The organism is Ruegeria sp. HKCCD6604 (assembly GCF_013110635.1).
Lineage (GTDB): Bacteria > Pseudomonadota > Alphaproteobacteria > Rhodobacterales > Rhodobacteraceae > Ruegeria.
Window position 1 is genome coordinate 331942 of the sequence record NZ_WVQW01000001.1, and the last position, 26983, is coordinate 358924.

The following is a 26983-nucleotide window of genomic DNA, read 5'->3' on the forward strand; positions in this document are numbered from 1 at the left end:
CCGATGACACAGCATCATGAAACATCGGCGAACTACGAACGTGTGTTATTTTCTCTTGGGCGCTATCGTGTGGCGGTTTGTAAAGATGACCTGCAATGGCTCTTTCAACAGCGCGTAACGGTTAAAACCTGTGCTGGGGCGCGGTGGCGGAACTTGGGCTACTGCACCACCCGAAATGCCCTTTTGCGGTTCCAGCACAAGTTTCTAGGCCTCTATTCCCCCGAAATCGGTGCGCTCCCGGAAACCTTCAAGGCAGGAGGCTGGAATTGATGGATGCTGAAGCCATCACTCGCGCACTCGGTGGACGTTGGACCGGGCGTTCTGGCATTGCTTGCTGTCCAGCCCATGATGACCGCTCACCCAGCTTGAGCATCGCAAACGGACATTCAGGTCAGCTTTTGCTGACTTGTCATGCTGGATGTAGTTTTGTGCTTGTTTTGAACGCGCTCAAAAGTCTTGGATTGGCAGGCAGCCAAGAAGAGTATGTGCAGCTCAATAGAGAAGTCGTACGTAAGAACCGTGAAAAGGAGCGCCGCCACACTCAACGGCGCGCAGAGATTGCTCAATCCGTTTGGAAAGAGGCTCAACCAGTTTGCGGCACACCGGGCGAAACCTACCTGCGTAAACGTGGGATCACATGCCCACTGCCGTATTCCCTACGTTACCTGGATAGGTGTTGGCATCCGACGGCAAAAAGGGTGCCTGCCCTTATAGGGTGTGTAGGCGGAACCGATACATTCGCCGTGCACCGGACCTATCTACGTATAGATAGTGCTGGAAAAACAGACCTCTCCCCATGCAAGGCCATGCTTGGGGCAACCAAGGGTGGTGCGGTTCAACTCTCCAATGCGCCTGGACGGCTAGTGGTGACAGAAGGCATCGAAACCGGGCTGTCGCTGCTCTCCGGCCTGTTAGATGGCCCTGCAACAGTGTGGGCGGCGTTGAGCGCCAGCGGCATGAACTCTCTGCGCTTGCCAGGTCAACCTGGCGAATTGGTGATTGCGCCCGATGGCGATGCCGTTGGACGCGAAGCGGCGCAAGTGCTGGCAACCCGCGCCTATGCCTTGGGCTGGCGTGTCTCCTTGCTGCCCGCTCCGGACGGCTATGACTGGAACGACGTACTGACGGGAAAGGCAAAAGCGCAATGACGATCCATCCGAAAGAAGAGAGCTTTGCACCGGATTGGCCGGAACCGGCATCGCGGTTTTTGCGGGATGAACGCGCGGCTGCGCCGAAGCTGCCCTTGGAAGAAGTCTTTGGGCCTAAATGGGCGCAATGGATCACGGTTGCAGCTGAGGCAAAGTCATCACCACCAGATTACATCGTGGCCGCTCTGTTGGCAGTCGCCGGATCACTGATCGGCAATACCCGGTGGGTGTCTCCCTGGGCAGGCTGGTCGGAACCGCCAATTCTGTGGACGATGGCAATTGGCCTGCCGTCCAGCGGTAAATCACCTGGCTTGGATGCAGTTCTGACCCCGCTACGGAAGGCTGAGCGGGAACTCCGAAAAAACGCAGAAGGCGAACTTGCCCAATGGCGCGAAGCGGCAGAGATCGCCAAGATTGCAGAAAGCACGTGGAAAGAGGCAACCAAAGCCGCGATCAAAGACGGGTCCGCCCCACCGGAGCGACCTGACGCAGCCAATCCCGGTCAAGAGCCATTCTTACCGCGTCTGTGCGTTGCTGACGGCACCGTAGAGAGGCTGGCCGTGATCCTGGAAAAGCAGGCGCGCGGAACGTTGGCGGCCCGGGATGAACTGGCTGGGTGGCTGCAAGGCATGACGCGCTATTCCGGCGGTGGATCGGATCGACCATTCTGGCTCGAAGCCTATGGCGGTCGCGCCTATACGGTCGAACGTATGGGGCGTGATCCCGTATACATAGATCGGCTGTCTATCGGTGTGGTTGGTGGTATCCAGCCGGATAAGCTCAACGGGTTGCTGATCAACTCTGATGATGACGGACTTTTAGCGCGGTTCACGCCGATCTGGCCTGATCCCGTTCCGATACAGCGCCCGCAGTCCATTCCTGATGATGCGTTTATTGAACGCGCGCTCACCAGGCTCCTATCCCTACGTATGGTAACGGACGAATACGACGTCACGCGGCCCTGGCTCATTCCGTTTACGGAAGAGGCCCGCGACCATCTCGATACGTTACGTAGCTATGTAAGGGACTTGGAGGCCAAAGCAGACGGGCTGTTGCTCTCCTATATAGGTAAGCTTCCCGGCATGACCATTCGGCTTTCTCTGGCGCTGTCCTACCTGGATTGGGCGACGGGTGTCGAAGACGAGGCACATCAGATCAGCGCGGAAGACTTCGACCGGGCGGCATTGTTCGTCACGTCTTTTGCACTTCCAATGGCGCAGCGCGCCTATGCCAGCGCGTCACTGTCAAAAACCGAACGGGCTACACGACGTTTAGTGGCCGTGATCAGAGAGCAAGGCTGGGAGCGTTTTACATCGCGTGAGGTCTTGCGCCTGGATCGGTCGGGGCTGGCAACGGCAAATGAGTTAAACCCAGCCCTCAAAGCATTGGAAGAAGGCGATATTGTGCGTCTAGTCCAAAAACCAACGAACGCAACAGGCGGGCGGCGGTCGCGCCTCTATATCGTCAACCCGACAATACACTCGGCAGGCGCTTGATTACCTCATGACACAACCGACAAAACTGACAGAACTTCCAGGTGCATAGGTTTTGTCGGTTGTGTCGGTTTTGTCAGACCTAGTGAAGTTATTCTACGCTGCATCGGTATCAATCGACTGTGTCTAGCAATTTGCACATGGATATGTCACCAGACACAAGTCTTGTGCGTGTGATAATCTCGTTACGAAGTTGGCGGCAATACAGTCACTTTCGTTTGTTCTACATTAGAAGGTAGAGGAATAATAGTTTCTCCAGTCACAACAATTGGTTGCGGTGCACCTGGCTCAACGACCCCCTTCTTCAGAATTGCATCGCACACAAGTTTGGCAGCATTATCCTCTCCTGCAAATGCATCTTGAATTTCTCCCAAATCGGTTTCGCTTATGAGAACGTCAGCGAAACCACAGAGCACTCTGAGAGTTGTTCCAAACCCTGGAGTGATACATGCGCTGGTCAATGTGAGAGTTGACAAAATGACAACGATAGGCCTCATAGTTTCCTCCAAATCAAAAGAAATAATTTAGTTATACATGAATTGATGACGACGCTTAATCATAATAACCTACCAAACCATTAGATTGTATCGCGGTCATTTCCCTCAAATACTGTTCAACAAACTCCGAACCACCAGCAGAAGTAACAGCCATTAGTGTTCCTGGTGAAACATTCGATATCAAACTGGTATCGCCAAATTTGCTAGTAAATGCTAACGCTTCATTTTCCGCGATGATGGGTTGAGGCAATCCTGGATCAACACTAGCCTGCATCTGCTCCAGTCTGGCTCTGGCCTCTGCTGAACCTGATAGTGTCAAACCAACAATCGCTTTTGAAACCAAGTATGAGATTAAAGCTTCTTGATCTTTATATACTGGATTATCCCAATCAATATCGACTTCTTCAGCCCACCAATCCGCATTGCTGGCGTTCAACAAAAGCTGAAGTGCAGTGATGTCACCTGAACGGTTAACCAACCAGCCAAGAGATGATAATACGCTTGCTCGCGTGACAAGTTCTTCTCCAGAAAGCTCCAGGGAATTGTCTTCAATAAGAAACGCTATCAGCGCATCCCGAGCAGTGTCTGATCCAATAGCTCCCAAGGTTGAAACAATATTATCAGCCACAAACGCATCTGGTTCACTCTTAAGTGCTTGGACTAATTCCTGAACATCCTCGTCAGTGTAGCTGCTTGCAGTTCCAAAGGGAACGCCGTGAGCATATTGGTTAGAAACGAAGTCCAGCACGCTTTCTGGCCGATCGTCGAGCGTTTCAGAATGTGCTGGGGAAGTACCTGTATTCGCCGCAAGAGGATCTCCGAACAACGCCGCATTCGGCCCCGACGCGAGACGAACGCACTCTTTGTTATTAAAGGCCTCGTTAGATTTGTTTACCACTGATCTCATCACCGCAAGTTCTTTTTCCCGGTGACGACTACCTGTTGTATGAGCAAATTCATGAGTAAATATTAGTGCATTTATCTTGCGATTAGGTCCAAACCTTACTACTAGCCCTGTTCCCGGAGTACTCGCACAACCTGCGATATTAGTTCCCAACCGTCCGCACCAAGATATGTCTCCTACTATTTTCACAGTACCAGGTGCGCGCTTGACTTTGTTGAAAGCAGCCTTGGAATCTATGTGATAAGGAATTTCGTCTTCTTCGAATGTTCCAACGCTTCCATCTAGCGCAAACACAACTTGGCAAGCAATATCATCTACAGAAGTCGATTCCGCAACTATTGCATTGCTAATCTCTAGAATTTTTTTCACTTCGCTATCATTCGGTTTTGTCAAAGCTTCGTGACGTCGAACGGATATGTCAAATTCGGCCGCGCCCACTTCTGTAAACGCAAATGTTGACAGAAGAAATAAACTGAATGCTTTTGAATATCTCATTATTTTACCCTCTGAATAATTCTATACGTGAATATGCTACTTAGTTTGTGGATAACTTCTAAAGATAAATCGTTTTAGCGCATCACACTGATCAGGTCGTATCTCGGTTTCTTTGGCAACAATCGTCGGCGCCATAAAGTTAGCTTTCCCTTCGGAACTTGAAATAACATGCGTAAGTCCTGCGTTGTGTCCGATTTCATGGAGGACAATGCTTGCCATTTTTTTTAACAACATTTCTGAATAATCAGAATCGAGATCGAACCAACGCACGATTGCAGAACGAGATTCGTTGTTTGCTGAGCACCCGGCCAAACCCAGGAGTGTTCTGTTGCCACACCATGAAATTTGAGGAACTATCTTAACGTGCCCCGGAGCATTCCGCAATTCTTCGAAGTCGCTTTCACTTTCTAAGTGGCTATTCGGAAAAAAACTTATTGCTTCATCTATCTTAAAACTAACGTTGCACTTTTGATCTTTCAGGATCTCATTAATTTGTGTAGTTAATTTTTCAAATGAACCAAAATCCACCGATATGGCTTTTGATACGCCGAATGTCAGTAGCGCATTGATGTGATCTGGTATAATTTCATTATCTTCGGGAAAAAGCGGGATTCTTTTTGTTACGTTTAAAGGCAGCTTTTGACTAACGGACAATGATCGCTCGATAGCACTTACTAAGGTCCCGAGATTAATGAAATCAACACCCAAATCTGGTTTACTACCGCTTGTATGAATTCCAACCACCAACAGATCTTTTTCATCTAGTATTGGCGCTCCAGACATTCCCTTCAAAGTTTCACACTTATGTCGAATAATAAAATCGTTGATCGTTGGATGTTGCCTTGTTGCGTGACATTTGCGATCAGACACGAACATTCTTAGACCGAGCGGGTGGCCAACAACAACTAGGTCGTGGCTGTTACGAATCGTAATGTCGTTGCCGATCGGAAGTGGAGTAACAGAATTTGGAAGGTCATCTCTTAAGAGTATGTAGGCGAAGTCCAAATCTTTGTCACCAATACTATCGCCACTAAAAATTTCAAAATCCTTGAATTCTACAAAAACAGCACCGTTGTCGTCTTCTCGAAAAAATTGAAAATGAGCCCCGATCCTTCTTATATTTCCTGAAACGCAATGACCGGCTGTAGCGAGAACTCTCTTAGATCGCACCCAAACGGTGCAAGGGACATTACACAGAAGACCATTCTGTTCTTCAAGTACGGTTAATCGCCCGATCCCATTCAGTATAGATTTCAACCGTGCGTGCTGATCGCGTGGGGCGGACTCCAGCCCCGAATTTTCCAATGCGGTTTTACTGGCTTTGAAAAACTCCACTTCGTCATCAAAGGCGCTCTGGTTAATAAACCGCCCAGCTTGAAGTGATGGGGCGATCGCGAACTCTACAACTCCAAATTGTTCTTCTCCTGGAAACAAGCATTTGGCGTCAACACTGATCACGCTCGAGAAAATCAGCAGCACTGGAAGCAATATATATACAATAACACTCATTTGAACATGACAACGTGGTAATGAAGCATTTCAGTGCAGTGGATTGTACAGTATTTTTTCAACAATATCACTACTTAGAAATGTGCCGCATTGACAAATGCTAGTTCTGGGGAATTACAAGCTAATTGTGACAAATACCCTGGGGTTCTTAGCATTAGTCAGATACTAGTCCACATGAAACAATAGCAATCGCATGTTTCAAGACTTTGAGTGGGTTTTTTGTTCCAATCAATATGTTACCTAAGATATTGAAATGAAACTAAAAAACGGCAACGTTTTCCGTAAACTTGGCAACTCCTAAAGCGTCAGGAAAGCGGTGGGCTAATTCCCGGCAAACATCGGTCGTCAGCTTGTTCGTTTGAGGCAATTTAAGTCTAAGTCCCTAGCCTGAACACAGTGGAGAATACCACGTTGGAGTCGAGTTTTGCCCAAAACATTCGCAAACTGCCAGTTGAAGGTGATGGCGAGAATCGGCGCCATGTCGAATTGCGCTTCTCTTTTGCCATTGATCAAGGTTTTGACAACTCGGCACCTTGGGGGATAAACGGGAGGTAAGTTACCCGCGCGGGCGCAAAATTTTATTATAATACAATATGTTGAGCAGGTAAACTGGCGGAGAGACAGGGATTCGAACCCTGGGTGGGCTTGCACCCACAACGGTTTTCGAGACCGCCCCGTTCGACCACTCCGGCACCTCTCCGCGGGGGTCTGTGAGGGGGGGATTTAGTGAGGAACGGGCAGGGGTGCAAGCAGAAAATTCGGGATTTGAAGAAACCCGGGATTTTCCGTTGCCTGCCAGCGCAAAACTCCTAGTCTGATATCCATGATACAGTTTGTACGCCGCTCCGCCTTTTGGTTTCTGGCCCCGCTCTTTGCGCTTGTTCTGATCCCGTTGGAACTTTCCGCCGCCAGCCGTGATCGGATAGAGGCCTTTCTGACCACGACCGGGTTTGACGTTGCCCTGGAAAGCATCGCGCTGAGCTCGAGGTCTGCCCCCCAGATGCTGGGGATTGATCCCGATGGCTTCGGTTCGGACTGGACGCGTCTGGCAGACGAAGTCTTTGACGTCGGCGCCATGCACGAGACCGCGGTTTCCATCCTCGAACAAACCCTGAGTGATGAGGCTCTGACACACGCGGTTGACTTTTATGCATCGGATCTGGGTCAGCGCTTGGTAGAGGCCGAAAACGCCTCGCATATGCTCGAGGACGATGAGGCCAAGCAGCTGGAAGGCCAAAAAATCATCGCAGACTTGATCAAGGACGGATCGCAACGGGTCGAAAGTTTCAAGCGTATGAACAAGGCGATCGATTCGACCGGTACCGCAGTGCGGGCCCTGCAAGAAATTCAGGTGCGTTTTCTTCTGGCAGCCAGCGCATCAGGTGTCATTGACCTGCAACTTGATGCGGATGAATTGCGTGCGCTGATGAAGCGGAACGAAGCCGGTATGCGCCAGTCACTGCAACTGTCCAGCCTTGCGGGGGCAGCCTATACCTATCAGGACTTTTCCGATGCGGATGTCGACTCGTATGTCGAGGCGCTGGAACAACCCCTGATGCAGGAGGTGTATGAATTGCTGAACGCGATCCAATACGAAATCATGGCCATGCGGTTCGAAGTACTTGCGGCCCGAATGGCCGAACTGCATTCCGCACAGGATATTTGATGCACCGCGTTTTTCTGGCGATTGCGTTTGTTCTGTGGGGCGCACAATTGCTGGCAGATCAAAGGGTCGACCGGCTGGCGCAGGCCATGCACTTGTCGCATGTGATGGAAATTCTCGTACAGGAAGGTCAGGGGCACCGTGAGGAACTTGACGAAACGCTGTTGGACAATACCGGCGGCGCCTATTTTGAAGCGCAGGTCAAAGACATTTACGACCCGGTCTGGATGCAGAAATTCCTGACGGATGCTTTTGAGGCGGGTCTGTCCGTTGCGCAGCTTGATCAGGCGATCCTGTTTTTCGAAAGCGATCTTGGTCAGACGATCGTGTCGCTGGAAAACTCGGCCCGGCAGGCGATGTCGGACCAGGCCATCGAGGACATGGCCCGCGAAGCTTATGAGTCCGTTGAGCGCGACTCGACTCGTTTCGAGTTGGTCGATGAGTACATCCAGGCAAATGACCTTGTCGAAAAGAACGTTCATGGGGCGCTGAGTTCCGACTACAGCTTCTTTCAGGGTCTTGATGTCGACGCTCAAGGCGACGATCAGGAATTGCTGGCCGAACTTCTGTCACAGAAAGAAAGCCGCGCAGTGGAAACCGAGGCGTGGCTTTATTCCTTTCTTCTGATGGCCTATCGGCCGTTGAACGAGACCCAGATGCGTGAGAATATTGCGTTCTCCAGAACCGAAACCGGGCGCGCCCTGAATGAGGCGCTGTTCGACGGCTTTGACCGCATGTTCAACGATATCTCTTTCCGGTTGGGGCGGGCGGTCGCACAGACTCTCAGGGCGTCTGATCTCTGACGACGCTTTGGTGTTGACTTTTCCCGGCGATCTATGGATAAGCGCGCATCCCGGCCGGTTTTCCGTGCCGGGTATCGTTATTATTTGACCCTTGGGATGTCCTGATGGTCATTCACACAGCCCGAAAAGGGCGCGCTGTTCGAGGTGGCTTTCAAGTGTCTTGGAGCCGGAAACTCCCGGAAGGGGACCACAGAACGCGGTTAGACAAAGGAAAGACGCATGTTTGCGGTCCTCAAGACTGGCGGCAAGCAGTACAAGGTTCAGGCGGGTGATATCCTCCGCGTTGAAAAGCTGGCTGCCGACGCAGGTGAAAAAGTTCAATTCAACGATGTTCTGATGTTGGGTGGCGACGCTCCCGTCGTTGGCGCACCGTTCATCGAAGGCGCGGGCGTTCAGGCCGAAGTTATCGAACAGATCAAAGGTGACAAGGTCATCAAGTTCGTAAAGCGTCGTCGTAAGCACAGCTCGAAGCGTACCGTTGGCCACCGTCAGAAGCTGACACTGGTCAAGATCACCGACATCCTGTCGTCGGGCGCTGACAAGTCGGGCATCAAGGCTGCAACCGGTTCGGCTCCGGCTGGCGAAGCGGCACCTGCTGCAAAACCTGCCAAGAAAGCCGAAGCCAAGGCAGAGGCACCTGCCGCTGCTGCTGCGGACGATCTGACCAAGCTGAACGGTGTCGGCCCTGCCGCTGCCAAGAAGCTTGCCGAAGCCGGTATCGAGAGCTTTGCCGCTCTGGCCGCCTTGTCGGACGAGCAGATTGCTGCTATCGAAACGGTCAAAGTGAAACCCGAATGGGTTGAGCAGGCCAAAGAGCTGGCCAAAGGCTAAGGAGAGAGAGAATGGCACATAAAAAAGCTGGCGGTTCCTCCCGTAACGGCCGCGACTCAGCGGGTCGTCGCCTTGGCGTCAAACTGTATGGTGGCCAGGCTGCCATCGCAGGCAACATTATCGTGCGTCAGCGCGGCACCAAGTTCTGGCCGGGCGAAGGCGTAGGCATGGGCAAGGATCACACCATCTTTGCAACTACTGATGGCGCCGTGAAGTTCCACAAGGGGCTCAAAAACCGCACCTTCATTTCGGTCCTGCCAGTGGCGGAGGCCGCGGAGTAAGCCGAAACCCAGAAGGTTTAAGAAAAATTCATGGGGGACCGGCACAAAGTGCCGGTCCCTTTTTCGTTTTAACGCAGTCGTGATCAAACAAACCGATGACAGTTGCAACCACCAGTTTCCTGATCTTTGCCGCCAGCCAGGTCGGCACGCCGGGACCGGCCAACATGGTCCTGCTGGGTACTGGTGCGCGTTTTGGCTTTCGCGCCGCGTTGCCTTTTGTCGGGGGTGTTATCCTTGGGAAGCAGTTGATCATTTGGCCGGTCGGCTTTGGATTGCTGCAACTCGCGGATCAGGCACCCGCGGTGTTTACGGTGCTTAAATACGCGTCAGCGGCCTATATTTTTTGGCTGGCGTGGAAGATCGCCAACACGCGTTTGTCGCGACAACAGGCTGAAGGGAACGCCCCCGGCTTTCTGGCCGGGCTGATTGTTCATCCGCTCAACCCCAAGGCCTGGGCCATGATCATTGCCGGGTTCACCGGGTTCGTGGCTGCGGGCACCCCCAGTTTCGAAGCGACGGTTACGATTGCTCTGTGTTTGTTGTTTTGCCAGGTGATCCTTCATCCGATCTGGACTTTTGCGGGCGATAGAATTGCCCATGCGGTTGAAGGACGACCCGTTGAAAAATATCTGATGTGGACGTTGGCAGGCCTTACGGTTACGTCCGTACTTTTCGTGTTGTTCGGAGGAGGAACACACCCATGAAACTTGAAACAATAATAAATCAGCCGGTCATAGAAACCGAGCGGTTCGATCTGCGCCCTCTGCGTCGGTCGGATATGGGGCTGATCGAGCACTATGCCGGTGATGAGCGTGTGGCGCGCATGACGACGAGTATCGCACATCCTCTGGCCCCCGGCTCGACCGAGGCCTTTGTGACGCGCTCAATGGCCGAGGACCGGGACGAGGACGTCTGGGTCATGGATGCCACCAAGGACGGCGGTCCGGAACTGATTGGTCTGATCACGCTGAAGCGGCTGGATCGGAACCAGTCCGAAGTCGGCTATTGGGTGGCGCCGATCTACTGGAACACTGGCATTGCGTCGATGGCTGTCGAAGCGCTGGTAAATGCCAACCCGCTGAAAAACGCGACGATGTTTGCCAGCGTGTTTCAGGACAATCCGGCCTCGGCCCGGGTCCTGACTCATTGCGGGTTCCAATATCTTGGCGATGCAGAAAGCTATTCGGTGGCGCGTGATGCGAATGTGCCCACCTGGACATACAGTAAAAAACTCTGACTTGTGGCCGATGGGGCCTTTGCAGTAGGGGACAGACCATGAAATTTCTCGATCTTGCAAAGGTCTACATCCGGTCCGGGGCCGGCGGTAGCGGCTGCGTCAGCTTCCGACGCGAAAAATACATCGAATACGGCGGCCCTGACGGTGGGGACGGCGGCAGGGGCGGGTCTGTCTGGGCCGAAGTCGTGGACGGGCTGAACACCCTGATCGACTTCCGGTTTCAGCAGCATTTCTTTGCCAAGAACGGCCAGCCGGGCAGGGGCCAGCAACGTACCGGCAAGGATGGCGATGACATTGTCCTGCGCGTGCCTGTCGGCACCGAGATCCTGGATGAGGATGAAGAAACCGTCATCTGCGATCTGACCGAGGTGGGACAGCGCGTTCTGCTTGCAAAAGGGGGCAATGGCGGTTTCGGCAACCTGCACTTCAAATCGGCCACCAACCAAGCCCCCCGGCGTGCAAATCCGGGGCAGGCCGGCATTGACCGCACGATCTGGCTGCGTCTGAAGCTGATCGCCGATGTGGGCCTGCTGGGCATGCCAAATGCAGGCAAATCGACCTTTCTTGCAGCCACGTCAAACGCGCGGCCCAAGATCGCGGATTATCCGTTTACCACGCTGCACCCAAATCTGGGTGTCGTAGGGGTCGACAATGTGGAATTCGTGGTGGCTGACATCCCCGGCCTGATCGAAGGCGCGCATGAGGGCCGCGGGATCGGAGACCGCTTTCTTGGCCATGTTGAGCGCTGTGCCGTGCTGCTGCATCTTGTCGATGGTACCTCGGAAACGGTTGCCGATGACTACCGCACGATTATCCACGAGCTTGAGGCCTATGGCGGCGAGCTGGCCCAGAAACCCCGGATCACCGTCCTGAACAAGGTCGATGCGCTGGATGACGAAGAACGTGATATGGCCAAAGCCGAGCTTGAAGAGGCCGTTGGCGGCCCGGTGATGATGATGTCCGGTGTTGCTCATCAAGGTGTAACCGAGGTTTTGCGCGCGTTGCGCGGCCAGATCGATGACAATCGTGTGCGTCAGAAACCCACTGAGGAGGCGCAGCCTTGGCAACCCTGACTTCAGCGCGCCGATTGGTTGTCAAAATCGGGTCGGCTTTGCTGGTTGATCGCGAAACCGGCTTGTTGCGCAAGGAATGGTTGTTTTCGTTGGCGCAGGATGTCGCATGGCTCAAGGGGCAGGGGACAGATGTAATCCTCGTCTCCTCCGGATCGATTGCACTGGGCCGCGGCGTTTTGGGTCTGTCCATGGCGACATTGCCGTTGGAAAAGTCGCAAGCTGCCGCCGCAGTCGGGCAAATTCGTCTGGCGCGCGCGTATGAAGAGGCGTTGACACCTCATGGGATCACCACGGCGCAGGTTTTGGTGACATTGGAGGACAGCGAGGATCGCCGCCGCTATCTGAATTCACGCGCGACCCTGGAAACGCTGCTGGGTTTGGGTGTCGTGCCGATCGTCAACGAAAACGATACCGTGGCAACGGATGAGATCCGGTATGGCGACAATGATCGTCTGGCCGCGCAAATTGCCGTGACCGTGGGGGCGGATCAGTTGATCCTGCTGTCGGATGTCGATGGCTTCTATTCGGGCAACCCCAACGAGGACGCCTCGGCCACGCGTTTCGAAACGATCGAAAAGATCACGCCCGAGATCGAAGCCATGGCGGGCGATGCGGGCTCTGGTCTGTCGAAGGGCGGAATGAAGACAAAGCTGCTGGCCGCCAAGATGGCCACCGCGGGCGGATGTGCGATGGCGATCACGGAAGGATCGGTTCTGAACCCTCTGAAAACGCTGGAAAATGGCGCGAACTCGACGTGGTTTACCGCAACGCTGGACCCGCATGCTGCGCGCAAACGTTGGATTTCGGCCATGAAACCGCGTGGCGAAATCACCATCGATGAAGGGGCTGCCAATGCGCTGGCAAATGGCAAAAGCCTGTTGCCCGCGGGTATTGTTGAAGTGACCGGCGATTTCGGGCGCGGCGACCCCGTCGCGATTCTTGACCCCAAAGCCCGCCGGCTGGCGCAGGGGATCAGCCGTTACACCGCGCAGGAGGCTGACGCGATCAAGGGGCGCAAGTCGTCCGAGATCGAGGCGACCCTTGGATATCCCGGCCGTGCGGCCTTGATTCACCGGGATGATCTGGCCCTGTAAATACTGAAAAAGATGACCTGAAAGGCACGCGACATGAAAGATTTCGACAGCATTCCCGCTCTGATGGCTGATCTTGGGAAACGTGCCAAAGCGGCATCGCGCGATCTGGCTTTTGCAAACCCAGAACGCAAACATGCCGCCCTGATTGCAGCGGCCGACGCGGTTTGGGCCAATCGGGCGCAGATCATCGAAGCCAACCGGAAGGATCTGGAGTTCGGCCGCGAGAAAGGTCTGAGCCCGGCGATGATGGATCGGCTGATGCTGGATGAGGCGCGTGTTCAGGGCATGGTCGATGGTCTGCGCGCAGTGGCTGATCAGACCGATCCGGTGGGCGAAGTGCTGGCCGAATGGGACCGCCCGACAGGATTGAAAATCCAACGCGTACGCACCCCGCTGGGTGTGATCGGCGTGATCTATGAAAGCCGCCCCAATGTCACGGCCGACGCAGGTGCGCTGTGTCTGAAATCCGGAAATGCGGTCATTCTGCGCGGCGGCTCCGAGAGCTTTCATTCTTCGACAGCAATTCATGCCTGCCTGGTCGAGGGGCTGAAGGCCGCCGATCTGCCGGAAGATGCGATTCAACTGGTGCCGACACGTGACCGTGCGGCGGTTCAGGAATTGCTGACCATGACCGACTATGTCGACGTCATCGTTCCGCGCGGCGGCAAGGGGTTGGTCGGGCTGGTCCAGCGTGAGGCCCGTGTGCCCGTTTTTGCCCATCTTGAAGGCATCGTGCACATCTATGTCGACAAGGCCGCTGATCCGCAGAAAACGCTGGACGTGGTGTTGAACGCCAAGACGCGCCGTACCGGGATCTGCGGCGCTGCCGAATGCCTGCTGATCCATCAGGACATCGCCGAAACGCTGGGGCGTGACGTGATTGCCGCGTTGCTGAAAGCAGGGGTCGAGGTTCACGCCGAAGGCGCACTTGCGGTCGAGGGTACAATTCCCGCGACGGCGGAGGATTGGGGAAAAGAGTTTCTGGACAGCGTGATCGCGGCCAAGCCCGTCGCCGATATCGATGCTGCCATTGCGCATATCCAGCATTACGGGTCGAACCATACAGATTGTATCATGACCGAGGATGACACGGCCGTGGCCCGTTTCTTTGAGCGTTTGGATAGCGCGATCCTTATGCACAACGCTTCGACTCAGTTCGCCGATGGTGGTGAATTCGGGATGGGCGCCGAGATCGGTATCGCCACGGGCAAAATGCATGCCCGCGGCCCGGTGGGGGCCGCCCAGTTGACCAGTTTCAAATATCTGGTGCGCGGGAACGGAACAATTCGGAACTAAAAACGCAGCACAAGGCGGGTCGCGGCGGTTTCCACGGAAACGCGTCGACCCATCGCATTTGCCGTTTCCGGCAGCAGAGCGAACTGGACCTGCGCGGGGGTAATCTTGTTGGGGAACCGGCCGGTTGCAACATGTTTCCATAAGGTATTGTCTACGTTCAACTTGTCGGCAGTTCCGGTCACTGTCCAATTGGTGCCTTGGTTCTCGATCTCAACCTCTCCGCCCATCGGCATGGCACTTTCGCAGCACATGAGCGCAAGGAACGCCAGCTTGATTTGGTTGCGCGGCATGGGCTCGGTCATAAACCAGTTTGCCCGCACCCGTCCGGTGCGTTCGATGTCCTTGAGCAGTTCGGCCACTTCGGCCCGGCCCAGCGGCTGTTCTCCTGCTGATCCGAAGGCAACCCGAAAAAACCGGATACGCGCGCCCGCACTGCCGACGCTGCCCGAGATCAACTCCATCTCGGGGCCCTGGACAGCACCAACCATGTCCAACAGTTCCAGCCCGTTGGTGATTGCCCCGATCGGGCTGATCAAATCGTGGCAGATCCGTGAGCCGATCAATTCAGCCAGGTTGACGTTCGTGTTGCCCATGCGTACCTCCTGCGGTATCTGCCGCAGGAACCGGAAGCCCCAAATGACAGACATGAATGCTATTCTTGCACCGGGCATGTTTGTTCGCCACCCGGATTTCCCCGAATGGGGTGTCGGACAGGTTCAATCCAACATCGCAGGCAAGATCACCGTAAACTTTCGCGAGCAGGGGAAAGTGGTAATCGACGGAACACGCATCGCCCTGATGCCGGTCTTTGATCCGTGAAACTGGTTTAAGAAGAGTTAACGGAAAAGACCAGATCTCCACTTGTTGCCTTCCCCCGAAGAACTGAGGTATCAGCCGCGTTGATAAAACAGGATTGATAAATCTGACATGCCGGACGCTGGCCCCTCGTTCACGATCAAACTGGCGGAAACCCAGGACGAACTGCGCGCAGCGCAGCGGTTGCGTTATGACGTATTTGTGCGCGAACTCGGCGGCGGAGGGGCGCTGGTTGATCATGTGGCGGGGCTGGAACGGGACCGGTTTGATCCTTATTTCGATCACATGCTGGCCATTGATGATGCGACCGGAGAAGTTGTCGGCGTTTACAGGCTGTTACCGGGTGATCGCGCCGCTGAATTGGGGCAGTTTTATTCCGAAGACGAATACGATCTGAGCGTTCTCAAGCAAAGTGGCCGCAAGTTGCTGGAACTGGGCCGGTCGTGCCTGCACAGGGACTACCGGGGCGGTACGGCCATGTATCATCTCTGGAATGGTCTCTCTCGCTATGTGGCCGAACGCCAGATCGAAGTTCTGTTTGGCGTCGCCAGCTTTCACGGCACGGATGTTCAGGAACTGGCCCAGCCGCTGTCGATGCTGCATCACAATCATCTGGCGCCGCCAGACCTGCGGGTGCGCGCCCAGCCGAGCGTGTTTCAGACCATGGATCTTGTCGCACCGGACGCGCTGGATCGTCGCCGTGCCATGGTACAGGTTCCGGCCCTGATCAAAGCCTATCTGAGGCTTGGCGGTTTTGTGGGTGAAGGGGCGTTCATCGATCATACCTTCAATACCACCGATGTGTGCCTGATCCTGGATACGACCCGTATGAACGAGCGGCAGAAGCGCATCTATGGCGGAGCTTGATCCGGTGAATGATCCGCTTTGGAACAGTGAGGATGCACCGGATCCGATCGAACTGGGTTTTGTCGGCTGGATTCTGGTGATCCTGAGGGGTTTGCCCTTGGCCATCCTTGTGTTCGGTGGACTGCTTGTTCTGTTGGCCATTCGACTGATCGAGTTGCCACTCTGTGGTGTTCGTCGCCCCGTTACACCGTTCATCAGCCAGTTCGTGTGCCGAAACGCGTTCCGAATCCTGGGAATCGGATTTCGCTGCTCGGGGGCGTTGATGAAGGAACACGGTGCCGTTGTCGCCAATCACACATCCTGGCTGGATATCTTTGCCCTGAACGCCCGAAAAAGGGTCTACTTCGTGTCCAAGGCAGAAGTTGCGACATGGCCGGGTATCGGGTGGTTGGCACGGGCCACCGGGACCGTATTCATCGAAAGGGATCGCAAAAAGGCGCGCGAGCAGACGGCGATCTTCGAAGAACGCCTGAAGGCCGGACACAAGCTGTTGTTTTTCCCCGAGGGCACCTCGACCGACGGATTGCGTGTTTTGCCATTTAAAACAACGCTCTTTGCCGCTTTCTTCGCAGACGAGCTGCGGGATTTCATGTATGTTCAACCGGTCTCGGTGGTGTTTCACGCGCCGAAAGGTCAGCCTGAGCGGTTCTATGGCTGGTGGGGCGATATGGATTTCGCGCCCCATCTGCTCAAGACATTGGGCGCGCGCAGGCAGGGGTCTGTTGAACTGATCTATCACTCTCCGGCCCGGGTCAGGGATTTCGCCAACCGCAAGGAACTGGCGGCCCATTGCGAGGCGGCAGTGCGCCACGCGCATGCATTGGCGCGGCTTGAAAAATAAGGCTTTGACCCTTGCACTGCCTTCAAACCTGCCGTATACGCGCGCCATTCAAACCCGCAGGCGGGGTTTGGGCCTTGTAGGGGAGACATCCCTATCTGGCCCGCCGGTTGGAGCATTCGCTTCTTTCACCCCCGCCGAGGCGTAAACCGGAAAAGGAAAATACAGCATGGCTCTTCCCGAGTTCACCATGCGTCAGCTGCTGGAAGCTGGCGTTCACTTCGGCCACCAGACACAGCGTTGGAATCCCCGCATGGGACCGTTCATCTACGGCTCGCGCAATGGCATCCACATCATGGACCTGACCCAGACCGTTCCGATGCTGGATCAGGCGCTGCAGGCCGTTCGTGACACCGTTGCCAAAGGTGGCCGCGTTTTGTTCGTTGGTACCAAGCGTCAGGCTGCTGGCCCGATCGCAGAAGCGGCTGAAAAGTCGGCTCAGTACTACATGAACCACCGCTGGCTGGGCGGCACGCTGACCAACTGGAAAACCGTTTCCCAGTCGATCAACCGTCTGAACCAGATCGACGAAGCGATGGAATCGGGCGCCGAAGGCCTGACCAAGAAAGAGCGTCTGGGCATGGAGCGTGACCAGGCCAAGCTGCAGGCTTCGCTGGGCGGTATCCGCGAGATGGGCGGCGTACCTGATCTGCTGTTCGTCATCGATGTCAAGAAAGAAGCACTGGCCATCGCCGAAGCCAACAAGCTGGGTATCCCGGTTGTGGCTGTTGTCGACACCAACTGCTCGCCCGACGGTGTTGATTACATCATCCCTGGCAACGATGACGCAGCCCGCGCAATCTCGCTGTACTGCGATCTGGCCGCACGTGCCGCTCTGGACGGTATGACCGCTCAGCTGGGTGCCGCTGGCGTTGATTTGGGTGAATTCGAAGAAGCGCCGGTTGAAGAAGCCGTTGCGGAAGAAGCACCCGCTGAAGAAGCTGCTCCGGAAGCCAAAGCCGAAGCGTAAGCTGCCCGTCACGTAAATGACATATGGGGCAGGGTAGACCTGCCCCAATTCCATTTGAATTGAGGAGAGCCTAAAGATGGCAATCACAGCAGCAATGGTTAAAGAACTGCGCGACTCGACCGGCGCAGGCATGATGGACGCGAAAAAAGCGCTGACTGAAACCGGCGGCAACATGGATGAAGCCGTTGACTGGCTGCGCACCAAAGGTTTGGCCAAGGCGGCCAAGAAGTCGGGCCGTACCGCAGCTGAAGGTCTGGTTGCAGTTCACGTCGATGGCGGCAGCGGTGTTGCTGTTGAGGTGAACTCGGAAACCGACTTTGTCGCGAAAAACGCCGAGTTCCAGGAAATGGTCGGCAAGATTGCATATGCGGCTGAATGCGTCGACAACGTAGAGGAACTGCTGGCAGCAGATCTGGGCGGTAAGTCCGTCGCGGACACCCTGACCGACAAAATCGCCACCATCGGTGAAAACATGTCGGTGCGTCGCATGGCGAAACTGTCGGGCGACACCGTTGTGTCCTATGTCCACAATGCGGCCACCAACGGCATGGGCAAAATCGGCGTTCTGGTTGCTTTGACCGGTGGCGACGAAGCGATTGGCAAGCAGGTTGCAATGCACATCGCGGCCGTGAACCCGGCGGCCCTGTCCGAAGCAGACATGGACCCGGCAGTTGTTGAGAAAGAAAAGCAAGTCCAGATGGACATCGCCCGCGAATCCGGCAAGCCGGAGCAGGTGATCGAAAAGATGATCGAAGGCCGCATGAAGAAATTCGTCGCGGAATCGACTCTGCTGAACCAGCAATTTGTCGTGAACCCTGACCTGACCGTCGAAGCAGCGGCCAAGGAAGCAGGCGCAACCATCACCGGCTTCATCCGTCTGGAAGTTGGCGAAGGCATCGTGGTTGAAAAAGAAGATTTCGCCGCCGAAGTCGCCAAAGCCGCGCAAGGCTAAAAGGGCACAGGGAAAGTACCGGCAACGGCCTTTCCCAACAAATCTATAGGGTTACGCACTGCGTAACCCTTTTTTTCTGCCAACGGCGGATTTCAAAATTCTGAAATGTAGAGAAGAATTGGAGGGCCCCGCATGATGGGGATGGTCGAGGCCCCCCAAAATTCCGACACCGGTACGCGGACAAATAGGCGCCCCCTTGTCAGAGTGATCGGAGAGCTTTGTTATTGCAAAGATCCAATCCAATGTTCCCTGGCTAAAGCCACCACTCACGGAACACTCTCACTTTGCAACTTTTAGGATTGGTTTGAAAAGTAGTGATTTCCTTACCTAGGGTAAACTGACGCGAGATAGCGTCAAAATATTGCGGTTATGCTTCCATAATGAACATCTGGTTGTGCAGTGACGCCTTGAGAACCGCTTGCGCCGTCGTTTCGACCGAAAGCGCCTCGCGCGCGAGTCGCAGGTGCTTTTCCACCGTTGCAGATGTCAGTCCCATCAATAGCGCGATATCCTGAGTGGTTTTTCCGTCACCAACCCACTGCAAAGCTTCGCGTTGGCGTTTGGTAAGTGCCCGGTTCGGTGGATGGAACGGCAATGTCAGGATTTTCAGGTGGGCGACATTGTTCATAAGTAGAATGTCGTCGCCGTGCTCTTCCCAGACCGCATCCACATCCTCCTGGCTCAACCCATTATTGGCCGACAGGGAAATCGCTCCTTTTGAGCGCATGGAAACCGAGTTGAAGCTGACGGTATAACCCGAAACCACGCCCATGGATTTGTTGAACTCGAAAACTTCGCGTTCCTTCGCGGTCATCGTCCCGCCCGAGTTCATGTCCTGCAACATTTTCCAGCTGGCGGCGCCTTCGTTGTCCAAGGCCCACTTCAACATCGGAGCGTGAAAATACAGACCATCCTTGATGAATCCGTCCACATAGGCCCGCTTGTGGTTCGTCAGGATTACGAAATCTTCTGGATCACCCAGAGATGTGGCCGTCCGGAATTGCGTGTACCCATAGATCAGGCGGGTAAAACCAAATTCAGCCATTTGGCGGCAATGTGCATCCCACAGGTCTTCCAGGGTTTTGGCGTAGCTGACAAACCGAAGATATTCCTTGAGCTTCATGTCGTGCTGCCTGCTTTCAGATGAGCCGCGAGCGCATCCAGCGCGAGGATATAGCTGTGGGCACCGAATCCACAGATCTGACCCAGTGCGACAGGGGCTATGTAGGACCTGTGCCGAAACGTTTCCCGGGCATGAATGTTGGAAAGATGCACTTCAACAACCGGCAGTTCCACCGATGCAATCGCATCCATAAGGGCAATCGACGTATGCGTGAACGCGCCTGCGTTCAGTATCAGCCCGCTTTGTACACCGCGGGCCGCGTGAATGGCGTCAAGCAGCACACCTTCGTGATTGGATTGCAGGTGGGTGACGTCCAGCCCAATGGAGGCGCCATGCTGAACGCAAAGATCCTCGATCATATGTAGTGTCGTGCTGCCGTAAACCTCGGGCTGCCGTGTTCCAAGCAGATTGAGGTTTGGGCCATTCAATACCAAAACGTTATGCATGTTTTCACGATCCCCATACTTGGTTCATAGACGCGAAAAGGCCGGGTTGTCTACCTGACTTTGGTGGATTGAATACAGACAGTTGCCCTGAAAACAGACCTTGGGATGGAAGAGGAAACCAAGTTCAGTCATTCGACATGACGACACAGCGCGTCCGTTTGGACTTGGGCCGTACATTTACGTCCGTTTTTCGATTGCGGGAAAACAGGTTTTCGGGCGCATTGTCGTCGGTATCAGTATCGGAACATTGGAACTATCCGGGCTTACCAGCCGGCGCTTTGCGACGCTGAGTAATCCTTGCAAACCGTCTCTGATGCGATTGAAGATTGTCATGTGGAGTTTTGGTGCAACCCGGTTTCGTGCCAACGCAGCGGGCGGCTGATCGCCGCAAAGACAACAAGGCTTTGAACCGGGCCGGAATGCAACCGAAATCAGATTTAGCAGAGGAACATGACAATGACCCCCGATACCCTTTTCTCGCTGCCCGGCAAAACCGCATTGGTCACCGGAGGCGCCACGGGTATCGGTCGGATGGCCGCAGAGGCGTTGGTCAGGGCCGGCGCGCGCGTGTTGATTGCTTCTCGAAACGGGGACGCCTGTGTCGCGGCCGCCGCCGAGCTGAATGCACTGGAGGCAGCGGGAAGTGCCGAAGGGTTTGCCGGAGACATCAGCAGCGAGGCAAGTATCGCTAAACTGGTTTCGGACATTCAGGACCGGACAGAAAGGCTTGATATTCTTATGAATAACTCTGGCGTAACCTGGGGCGCGCCCTTGGGCCAGTTTCCGTATGACGCGTGGGACAAGGTGATGTCGGTCAACGTGGCCGGGGTTTTCGAGCTTACCCAGAGGCTGCTGCCAATGTTGATGCAATCCGGAACCGCAGACGATCCGGCCCGGGTCGTGAATGTTGGATCCGTGATGGGAGAGGTTCCCATGGGGGATGGCGCCTATAGCTATTCAGCCTCGAAAGCTGCGGTTCTGCATCTGACAAAAATCATGGCCAAGGAACTGTCGCCTTACCACGTGACGGTCAACGCGCTGGCTCCGGGGCCGTTCGTATCGCGGATGACAGCCTTTGCTACGGCGGATGAGGACAAGCGTGAAAAGGTCGGCAAGTCAGTGCCTCTTGGGCGCGTCGGCTGTGATGAAGATATAGCGGGGTGCGTGCTGTTTCTGTGTGGACGCGGGGGCAGTTATGTAACCGGTTCGATCATCCCGGTTTCTGGTGGGATCAACGTTGTAACGTCGGGCAATATCTTTGCCGAAGCTTTCTAAGTCGCGCTGCGATCAAAACCGATCCCGTTCACAACGTGTTGGATTTGTGTCGTTTCTTGTTTTTCGACAGTTCAATTTCCAGGTTCGGCAAGCTGTTCTTGCCAAAGAACATTTCAGAGCCGTAAAACAGGCTGGGAACGCCAAAAACGCCGCGGCGCACGAACGATTTGGTCTGATCCTTCAGATCCTGTTTGATTTCAGGGCTTGTCATGGCCTCGCGCAGCTTGCGAACCGGCAGTTCATTTTCCTGTAGAATGTCAATCAGAACGGCCAGTTCATCCGCCTTTTGGCCATGCACCCATATGGCATCAAAGATGGCGTTTATGTATTTGATTTCCCATGATTTACCACTAGCGAACCGGGCACCGCGCATCGCAAATTTCGTATTGATCGGAAAATGCGGGCTCATGTGAAAGCTCAGCCCGCGACGCCGCGCGAACCGATGCAAGTCATGAGTAAGATAGGCGGTTTTCTGGCGGTTTTCGGAAAACGCCTGAAACGGGCTCTGGTTGTGCGTTGCCTTGAAAACAACGGGCAGAAGGACAGGGGAATACCTGATCTTGGCATTATGCCGCGCGGCCAGCTCTGGCAGCATCTTGTGGGCCAGAAAGGCATTTGGGCTGCAAAAATCGTAAACGAAATCTATGCTTTGCGTCATGCTATTCCTCCAGGCCAATCCGGCACGTCGCCGTCCAACAATTTACAAGCGAATCTGTGACGGTTTCACTGTATCACTTGGATTTAAGGCGTGCCTCTTGGCCCTGGTTGTATAACCATTCATTTCAGCCCGGGTTTTGCTGTTGTTTCAGGCCCTACGCGTACACGATATTAGTCAACTTCTGGTGGAACTCAAAAATGCTTCGAAAACAAGTCATGTTCGATGAAACGCGCCTGAACCGGATTCGCATCTGGATGGACCGCTATGTTGAGCAGCGTAAATACGCGGGTTCGTCCTTTTTGCTGAAGCACAAGGGGGATGAGGTCTTTTTCCACTCCAGCGGCCTGCGAAATCTTGAAGAGGACTTGCCGTTCCAACGCGATACGCTGGTGCGCATCTACTCGATGACCAAACCCGTTACGTCTGTTGCCTTGATGATGCTGGCGGAACGTGGGCTTTTTCACCTCGACGCACCGCTTTCGGATTTCCTTCCCGAGTTCAAACAGATGCAGGCTCTGGTAACCGGCGCGGACAAGCTGGATCAAACCGAGGACGCGGCAAGCCCGACCCTTCATCAGTTGCTGACCCATACCAGCGGTTTCAGCTATCCGTTCAACCCTGGGATTCTACCGGAGGCGATGGATGAAAAGGACCTTATATTCAAACCAAATCAGGGTCTTCTGAAAGATCGCGTACGTGAACTGGCAGAGTTTCCCTTGGCTTTCCAGCCCGGAACACGGTGGGAATATTCGGTTGGAACCGATGTGCTTGGGCGCGTTGTCGAGGTCGTCTCGGGACAGACCCTGGAACAATTCTTCCGGCAGGAAATCTTGGCGCCCCTCGAGATGCGCGAAACCGGGTTTTCCGTGCCCGACGGGGCAGGGGACCGGTTCGCCTCGCTTTATACGCCGCTGGCCGGCGATGCGATGGCGTTGAATTCCGCGGAACAGGGAGGCGATACCTTGCGTCTGGTGGATGCCCACGAAACCTCTCCATTTGCGAATGCGACAACGTTCTCGGGCGGCGGCGGGCTGGTTTCCACAATCGATGACTATGTCAAATTCGTCGACATGCTTCGCAATCGCGGGTCCGGCAACGGGCATCAACTGCTTGGCCCGAAAACGGTGGACTTCATGATGCGCAACCACTTGCCGGGCGATATCGCTTCGATGGGACCAAAGAGCTTTGCAGAACAGCCCATGGAAGGCATGGGATTTGGCCTTGCAGGGTCGATTGTCCTCAACCCGGGTCGGGTGCGCGTGCCCGGATCCGTTGGTGATTTCAGCTGGGGTGGCATGGCCTCGACCTATTTCTGGATCGACTGGCAGAACGATCTGACGGCTGTGTTCTTCACGCAATTGTCGCCGTCCAGTTCCTACCCATCCCGGGCTGAACTCAAGGCCTTAGTGCACGCCGCCATTATTGAATGATTTTGCTCAGGCTGATACCCGGGTTTCGATCAATTAGCCCATGAGCAGACAATGACCGAAGCGGAACGCATCTTACTGGACCTTCTGGATATCGAACGGCTTGAAGTCGATCTTTTCCGCGGCACAGGATCGGGTGGAGAAACACCGACCCGAATTTTCGGCGGTCAGGTCATTGCGCAGGCCTTGGCTGCGGCATACAGAACCGTGGAAGACCGGTTGTGCCATTCCCTGCACGCCTATTTCATCCGACCCGGGGATCCAGATAAACCCGTTATTTATCAAGTAGATAGAGCGCGTGACGGGGGGTCGTTCACAACCCGTCGCGTTGTTGCCATTCAAAATGGCAAGCAGATCCTGAACATGTCAGCTTCCTTTCACGTTCAGGATGAAGGTTGGGATCATCAGCATCCGATGCCAACCGTTAATCCACCCCAGACGTACCCATCGCGTTCTGAGCTTCGACACGCATATGTCGATCGCGTGCCCGAAGGTTTTCGCGGTGAGCTTCTGCGTGAACGCCCGATCGAAGTGCGGGAGGTGGATCATCTGGATCCGTTCAACCCCGAAGTGTCGGACGACCGCAACAAAACCTGGTTTCGCATGGCGGCTGCCGCGTCTGCGGACGCAAAAACTCAACATCTGCTTTTGGCCTATGCGTCAGATATGAACCTGATGTCGTCAGGTTTGCGACCGCACGGGCTGAGCTGGTTTTCCGGAGAGTTCAACGGCGCCAGTCTGGACCATGCTTTGTGGTTTCATGCACCTGTGAAATTTCAGAACTGGCATCTGTATGTGATGGATTCTCCGTGGACGGGGCAGGGACGCAGCTTCAATCGCGGATCGATCTATTCAGAAGACGGAACCCTGGTCGCGTCGGTGGCTCAGGAAGGTCTTATGAGGAAGGTTCAGAGAAAACGTTAAGTATCTGGCGTAAACTGTTGATTCAACTTTCGCATCCCGCCCAGCCAGCGATCGTAGTCAGCCGCTTTGAGTTGCAGATAATCCAAAACCTGCGGATGCGGAAGAACCAGAAATCGTTCTTCCCGGATGGCTTGTACGCAGGTTTCAGCGACGTCATCGGGCTCCAGCATTCCGTCGATCGATGCCACTGAAACCTCATGTCCTTCAGTCATTTTTGACCGAACCGCCTGAGGACAAAGAACCGAAACCCGCAGACCTTTGGCGCCATATGTCAGCGACAGCCACTCGGCAAATCCGACCGCCGCGTGTTTCGTGACACCGTATGGCGCTGCACCCGGTTGGTTCAGCAAACCCGCCGCAGAGGCCGTCGTCAGAATATATCCGCCGCCGCGACCGATCATGCGAGGCACCAAATGGCGCGCGGTCCACACGTGCGACATCACGTTGATTTTCCAAATTTTTTCCCATTGATCATCGGGAACATCCAGACCGCCAAGCGTCAGGATGCCGGCATTTGCGCAGAACAGATCAATTGGGCCAACAGTATCTTCAGTGAAATCAATCAACGCCTTGATCTGTTCCTCATCCGAGACGTCACACGTGAAGGCAACGCCGCCAGTTTGAGTTGCGATGTCACGGGCTCCGGCCTCGTCAATATCCGAACAGATGACGCGCGCACCTTCCTGAGCAAAACGTTCCGCCAAACCCCGGCCAATGCCATCTGCGGCACCGGTCACGATGACAGTTCTATTTCTGAGCTCCATGGCGCATTCCAAAACAAGTCTTATGTGTTCTGGGCAGAGTGTTCACTTTGCTGCCAAGTTACAAGCGGCCAATAATTACCATAATACCGATTATACGAACACTCGAATGCCGCCACGGAGGCGCCACCCACAAATACGGCTCCTGTCAGAATTCAAACGTTTTTGGCGTCATATGCGCAGGATGTGGTTACCCCAAGGCGTATCCAGCGCCTCGGACGGTTCGTACTGGATCGGTCCCACCATATTGCGTCAAAGCTTTGCGCAATCGCCCGATATGCACATCAACGGTTCGGGTATCGACATAGATGTCGCGACCCCAAACCCGGTCCAGCAATTGCTCGCGGCTCCAGACCCTGCCCGGCTTTTCCATGAATGTGCTGAGAAGCCGGAACTCGGTCGGCCCCAGTTTCAGGGGTTTGTTGTCCCGGCTGACCTTGTGCGTCTCGGAGTCAAGAATGATGTCATCGAATTCCAGGCGCAAACCAACGGTCGAAGGACGGACGCGGCGCAATTGCGTGCGAACGCGCGCCATCAGCTCGACCACGGAATATGGCTTGACCACGTAATCATCTGCGCCGGTTTCAAGACCGCGAACTTTGTCGACTTCCTCGGTCCGCGCAGACAACATGATAATCGGGATTGAACGCGTGTCCGGGCGGCTTTTCAGGCGTCGGCAGACTTCGATACCGCTCAGATTGGGCATCATCCAGTCCAGAACAATGATGTCCGGGCAGTCTTCGTCAACCAACAGCATGGCTTCTTCGCCGTTGCCAGCCTTGGAAACCCGAAACCCTTCAGCTTCAAGGTTGTAAGCCAAAACCTCACGCTGGGCCATTTCATCCTCTACAACCAAAACGGTAGGTTGATCTGCGGACATCTCGCTCGTCTCCTAAACGGTTTGCGACGTGTTGTCAGCCTTGGGCCGGGCTTCGGCCGGGCGGTCGCCGGTGACCAGATACACGACCTGTTCAGCGATCGAGGTTACGTGATCGCCCATGCGTTCGATGTTCTTGGCGATGAAATGCAGGTGCATGCAGGCCGAGATATTGCGTGGGTCTTCGGCCATGAATGTCAGAAACTCCCGGAACAGGCCGTTATACATCTGGTCAACTTCTTCATCACGGTTGATGACGTCTGTGGCCAGTTCCGCATCGCGCTGAATATAGGCATCCAGCGCATCACGCAGCATCCGCTCGACCTCGCGTGCCATACGGCGCAGGGCCGCAGCGCTTCCGTTAATCTCGCTGGCATTGACCAGAACCGTAGTTCGTTTGGCGATATTCTTGGCATAGTCGCCAATGCGCTCAAGGTTGCCGGACACCTTCAGAACCGACAGGATCAGCCGCAAGTCACTGGCCGTGGGTGCCCGCAGCGCAATCAACCTGGCCGTTTCTTCGTTGATCAGTTCTTCAAGCGCGTCGATGGCTTTGTCGCCTTTTCGCACCTCTTGCGCCAACTCTTCGTCACGGGTTTCCAGCGAGCGGGCCGCGCCTATGATGGCGGCCTCGACCAGTCCGCCCATCTTCATGATATGCGCTTGGATCGCCTCGAGGTCGCGGTCAAAAGCAGTTGCAATATGTTGTTCGCTCATTGTCAGAT

30 protein-coding genes and 1 tRNA gene are annotated in these 26983 nt (G+C 54.8%); 20 read left to right on the forward strand and 11 right to left on the reverse strand.

Translation table 11 applies throughout. The features are described from left to right. Positions 1-3 precede the first annotated feature (3 nt). From GS614_RS01635 to GS614_RS01645, 3 genes are read left to right on the forward strand one after another with little or no spacing between them, the layout of a single operon-like run. Positions 4-270, forward strand: a complete 267-nt coding sequence (locus GS614_RS01635; protein ID WP_171725346.1) for a hypothetical protein — start codon at positions 4-6, stop codon at positions 268-270. Then, positions 270-1148, forward strand: a complete 879-nt coding sequence (locus GS614_RS01640) for a toprim domain-containing protein (RefSeq protein WP_171725347.1) — start codon at positions 270-272, stop codon at positions 1146-1148. The genes GS614_RS01635 and GS614_RS01640 overlap by 1 nt, the downstream gene beginning before the upstream one ends. Beyond that, positions 1145-2644: a DUF3987 domain-containing protein gene (locus tag GS614_RS01645; RefSeq protein ID WP_171725348.1), complete on the forward strand. Its 1500-nt coding sequence runs from the start codon at positions 1145-1147 to the stop codon at positions 2642-2644. Before GS614_RS01640 ends, GS614_RS01645 begins: the two co-directional genes overlap by 4 nt. A gap of 182 nt (positions 2645-2826) precedes the next feature. Here GS614_RS01645 and GS614_RS01650 read toward each other — a convergent pair whose 3' ends face one another. From GS614_RS01650 to GS614_RS01665, 4 genes are all read right to left on the reverse strand, one after another. Continuing rightward, positions 2827-3138, reverse strand: coding sequence for a hypothetical protein (locus tag GS614_RS01650; RefSeq protein ID WP_171725349.1), 312 nt, complete (start codon positions 3136-3138; stop codon positions 2827-2829). A gap of 55 nt (positions 3139-3193) precedes the next feature. Next, positions 3194-4537, reverse strand: coding sequence for a HEAT repeat domain-containing protein (locus tag GS614_RS01655; protein WP_171725350.1), 1344 nt, complete (start codon positions 4535-4537; stop codon positions 3194-3196). Positions 4538-4573: 36 nt separating this feature from the next. Then, a complete protein-coding gene (locus GS614_RS01660) occupies positions 4574-6046 on the reverse strand; it encodes a serine protease (protein ID WP_171725351.1) in 1473 nt (490 codons plus the stop codon). 610 nt (positions 6047-6656) lie between these two features. Beyond that, positions 6657-6746 (reverse strand) — tRNA-Ser (locus tag GS614_RS01665). Between the two features lie 123 nt (positions 6747-6869). On the opposite strand from GS614_RS01665, the gene GS614_RS01670 reads away from it, so the two are divergent. The 9 genes from GS614_RS01670 (at position 6870) to GS614_RS01710 (ending at position 14324) form a co-directional block, all read left to right on the forward strand. Beyond that, on the forward strand, positions 6870-7712 hold the full coding sequence (locus GS614_RS01670; RefSeq protein ID WP_171725352.1) for a DUF2059 domain-containing protein: 843 nt from the start codon (positions 6870-6872) through the stop codon (positions 7710-7712). After that, a complete protein-coding gene (locus GS614_RS01675; RefSeq protein ID WP_171725353.1) occupies positions 7712-8512 on the forward strand; it encodes a DUF2059 domain-containing protein in 801 nt (266 codons plus the stop codon). Before GS614_RS01670 ends, GS614_RS01675 begins: the two co-directional genes overlap by 1 nt. A gap of 219 nt (positions 8513-8731) precedes the next feature. Next, positions 8732-9343, forward strand: a complete 612-nt coding sequence (locus GS614_RS01680; RefSeq protein ID WP_152457962.1) for a 50S ribosomal protein L21 — start codon at positions 8732-8734, stop codon at positions 9341-9343. Between the two features lie 11 nt (positions 9344-9354). Further along, positions 9355-9624 (forward strand): 50S ribosomal protein L27, encoded by a 270-nt coding sequence (gene rpmA / locus GS614_RS01685; protein WP_039535512.1) that lies wholly within the window; start codon positions 9355-9357, stop codon positions 9622-9624. A gap of 95 nt (positions 9625-9719) precedes the next feature. Next, a complete protein-coding gene (locus tag GS614_RS01690) occupies positions 9720-10328 on the forward strand; it encodes a LysE family translocator (RefSeq protein ID WP_171725354.1) in 609 nt (202 codons plus the stop codon). After that, a complete protein-coding gene (locus GS614_RS01695; RefSeq protein ID WP_152457964.1) occupies positions 10325-10861 on the forward strand; it encodes a GNAT family N-acetyltransferase in 537 nt (178 codons plus the stop codon). The genes GS614_RS01690 and GS614_RS01695 overlap by 4 nt, the downstream gene beginning before the upstream one ends. 38 nt (positions 10862-10899) lie before the next feature. After that, the gene (gene obgE / locus GS614_RS01700; RefSeq protein ID WP_171725355.1) at positions 10900-11934 is read left to right on the forward strand and encodes a GTPase ObgE; all 1035 of its coding nucleotides are present in this window, start codon (positions 10900-10902) and stop codon (positions 11932-11934) included. Next, the gene (gene proB, locus GS614_RS01705) at positions 11922-13028 is read left to right on the forward strand and encodes a glutamate 5-kinase (protein WP_171725356.1); all 1107 of its coding nucleotides are present in this window, start codon (positions 11922-11924) and stop codon (positions 13026-13028) included. Before obgE ends, proB begins: the two co-directional genes overlap by 13 nt. Before the next feature lie 33 nt (positions 13029-13061). After that, on the forward strand, positions 13062-14324 hold the full coding sequence (locus GS614_RS01710; protein WP_171168187.1) for a glutamate-5-semialdehyde dehydrogenase: 1263 nt from the start codon (positions 13062-13064) through the stop codon (positions 14322-14324). Here GS614_RS01710 and GS614_RS01715 read toward each other — a convergent pair. Next, the gene (locus tag GS614_RS01715) at positions 14321-14917 is read right to left on the reverse strand and encodes a histidine phosphotransferase family protein (protein WP_171725357.1); all 597 of its coding nucleotides are present in this window, start codon (positions 14915-14917) and stop codon (positions 14321-14323) included. The two genes, GS614_RS01710 and GS614_RS01715, sit on opposite strands and share 4 nt — an antisense overlap. Positions 14918-14960: 43 nt before the next feature. Between GS614_RS01715 and GS614_RS01720 the strand changes: the two genes are divergently transcribed. The 5 genes from GS614_RS01720 to tsf all read left to right on the forward strand — a co-directional run bounded on the left by GS614_RS01720 (position 14961) and on the right by tsf (position 18767). After that, the gene (locus tag GS614_RS01720) at positions 14961-15143 is read left to right on the forward strand and encodes a DUF3553 domain-containing protein (protein WP_050602459.1); all 183 of its coding nucleotides are present in this window, start codon (positions 14961-14963) and stop codon (positions 15141-15143) included. Between the two features lie 108 nt (positions 15144-15251). Beyond that, on the forward strand, positions 15252-16007 hold the full coding sequence (locus GS614_RS01725; protein WP_171725358.1) for a GNAT family N-acetyltransferase: 756 nt from the start codon (positions 15252-15254) through the stop codon (positions 16005-16007). After that, entirely contained in the window at positions 15994-16848 is an 855-nt protein-coding gene (locus GS614_RS01730; RefSeq protein ID WP_171725359.1) for a 1-acyl-sn-glycerol-3-phosphate acyltransferase, read from the forward strand. The genes GS614_RS01725 and GS614_RS01730 overlap by 14 nt, the downstream gene beginning before the upstream one ends. A 166-nt stretch (positions 16849-17014) precedes the next feature. After that, the gene (gene rpsB, locus GS614_RS01735; RefSeq protein WP_152457971.1) at positions 17015-17815 is read left to right on the forward strand and encodes a 30S ribosomal protein S2; all 801 of its coding nucleotides are present in this window, start codon (positions 17015-17017) and stop codon (positions 17813-17815) included. A gap of 76 nt (positions 17816-17891) precedes the next feature. Further along, entirely contained in the window at positions 17892-18767 is an 876-nt protein-coding gene (tsf, locus tag GS614_RS01740) for a translation elongation factor Ts (protein WP_171725360.1), read from the forward strand. 367 nt (positions 18768-19134) lie between these two features. Here the strand turns inward: tsf and GS614_RS01745 are convergent, their stop codons facing one another. Beyond that, positions 19135-19890, reverse strand: a complete 756-nt coding sequence (locus GS614_RS01745) for an autoinducer binding domain-containing protein (RefSeq protein WP_152457973.1) — start codon at positions 19888-19890, stop codon at positions 19135-19137. Beyond that, the gene (gene aroQ, locus GS614_RS01750; RefSeq protein WP_171725361.1) at positions 19887-20336 is read right to left on the reverse strand and encodes a type II 3-dehydroquinate dehydratase; all 450 of its coding nucleotides are present in this window, start codon (positions 20334-20336) and stop codon (positions 19887-19889) included. Before aroQ ends, GS614_RS01745 begins: the two co-directional genes overlap by 4 nt. Positions 20337-20792: 456 nt before the next feature. Here aroQ and GS614_RS01755 point away from each other — a divergent pair, with 456 nt between their 5' ends. Further along, positions 20793-21611: an SDR family oxidoreductase gene (locus tag GS614_RS01755; RefSeq protein WP_171725362.1), complete on the forward strand. Its 819-nt coding sequence runs from the start codon at positions 20793-20795 to the stop codon at positions 21609-21611. Positions 21612-21639: 28 nt separating this feature from the next. Here GS614_RS01755 and GS614_RS01760 read toward each other — a convergent pair whose 3' ends face one another. Further along, positions 21640-22269 (reverse strand): 2-hydroxychromene-2-carboxylate isomerase, encoded by a 630-nt coding sequence (locus GS614_RS01760; RefSeq protein ID WP_152457975.1) that lies wholly within the window; start codon positions 22267-22269, stop codon positions 21640-21642. Positions 22270-22466: 197 nt separating this feature from the next. Here GS614_RS01760 and GS614_RS01765 point away from each other — a divergent pair, with 197 nt between their 5' ends. Both GS614_RS01765 and GS614_RS01770 read left to right on the forward strand, forming a co-directional pair. Continuing rightward, positions 22467-23699 (forward strand): serine hydrolase, encoded by a 1233-nt coding sequence (locus GS614_RS01765; protein WP_171725363.1) that lies wholly within the window; start codon positions 22467-22469, stop codon positions 23697-23699. A gap of 51 nt (positions 23700-23750) precedes the next feature. Continuing rightward, positions 23751-24620 (forward strand): acyl-CoA thioesterase II, encoded by an 870-nt coding sequence (locus tag GS614_RS01770; RefSeq protein WP_171204759.1) that lies wholly within the window; start codon positions 23751-23753, stop codon positions 24618-24620. Here GS614_RS01770 and GS614_RS01775 read toward each other — a convergent pair. The 3 genes from GS614_RS01775 to phoU form a co-directional block, all read right to left on the reverse strand. Further along, entirely contained in the window at positions 24617-25384 is a 768-nt protein-coding gene (locus GS614_RS01775) for an SDR family oxidoreductase (protein WP_171204760.1), read from the reverse strand. The two genes, GS614_RS01770 and GS614_RS01775, sit on opposite strands and share 4 nt — an antisense overlap. Before the next feature lie 187 nt (positions 25385-25571). Next, a complete protein-coding gene (phoB, locus tag GS614_RS01780) occupies positions 25572-26261 on the reverse strand; it encodes a phosphate regulon transcriptional regulator PhoB (protein ID WP_152457978.1) in 690 nt (229 codons plus the stop codon). Between the two features lie 12 nt (positions 26262-26273). Continuing rightward, a complete protein-coding gene (phoU, locus tag GS614_RS01785; RefSeq protein WP_171115921.1) occupies positions 26274-26975 on the reverse strand; it encodes a phosphate signaling complex protein PhoU in 702 nt (233 codons plus the stop codon). Positions 26976-26983: the final 8 nt, after the last annotated feature.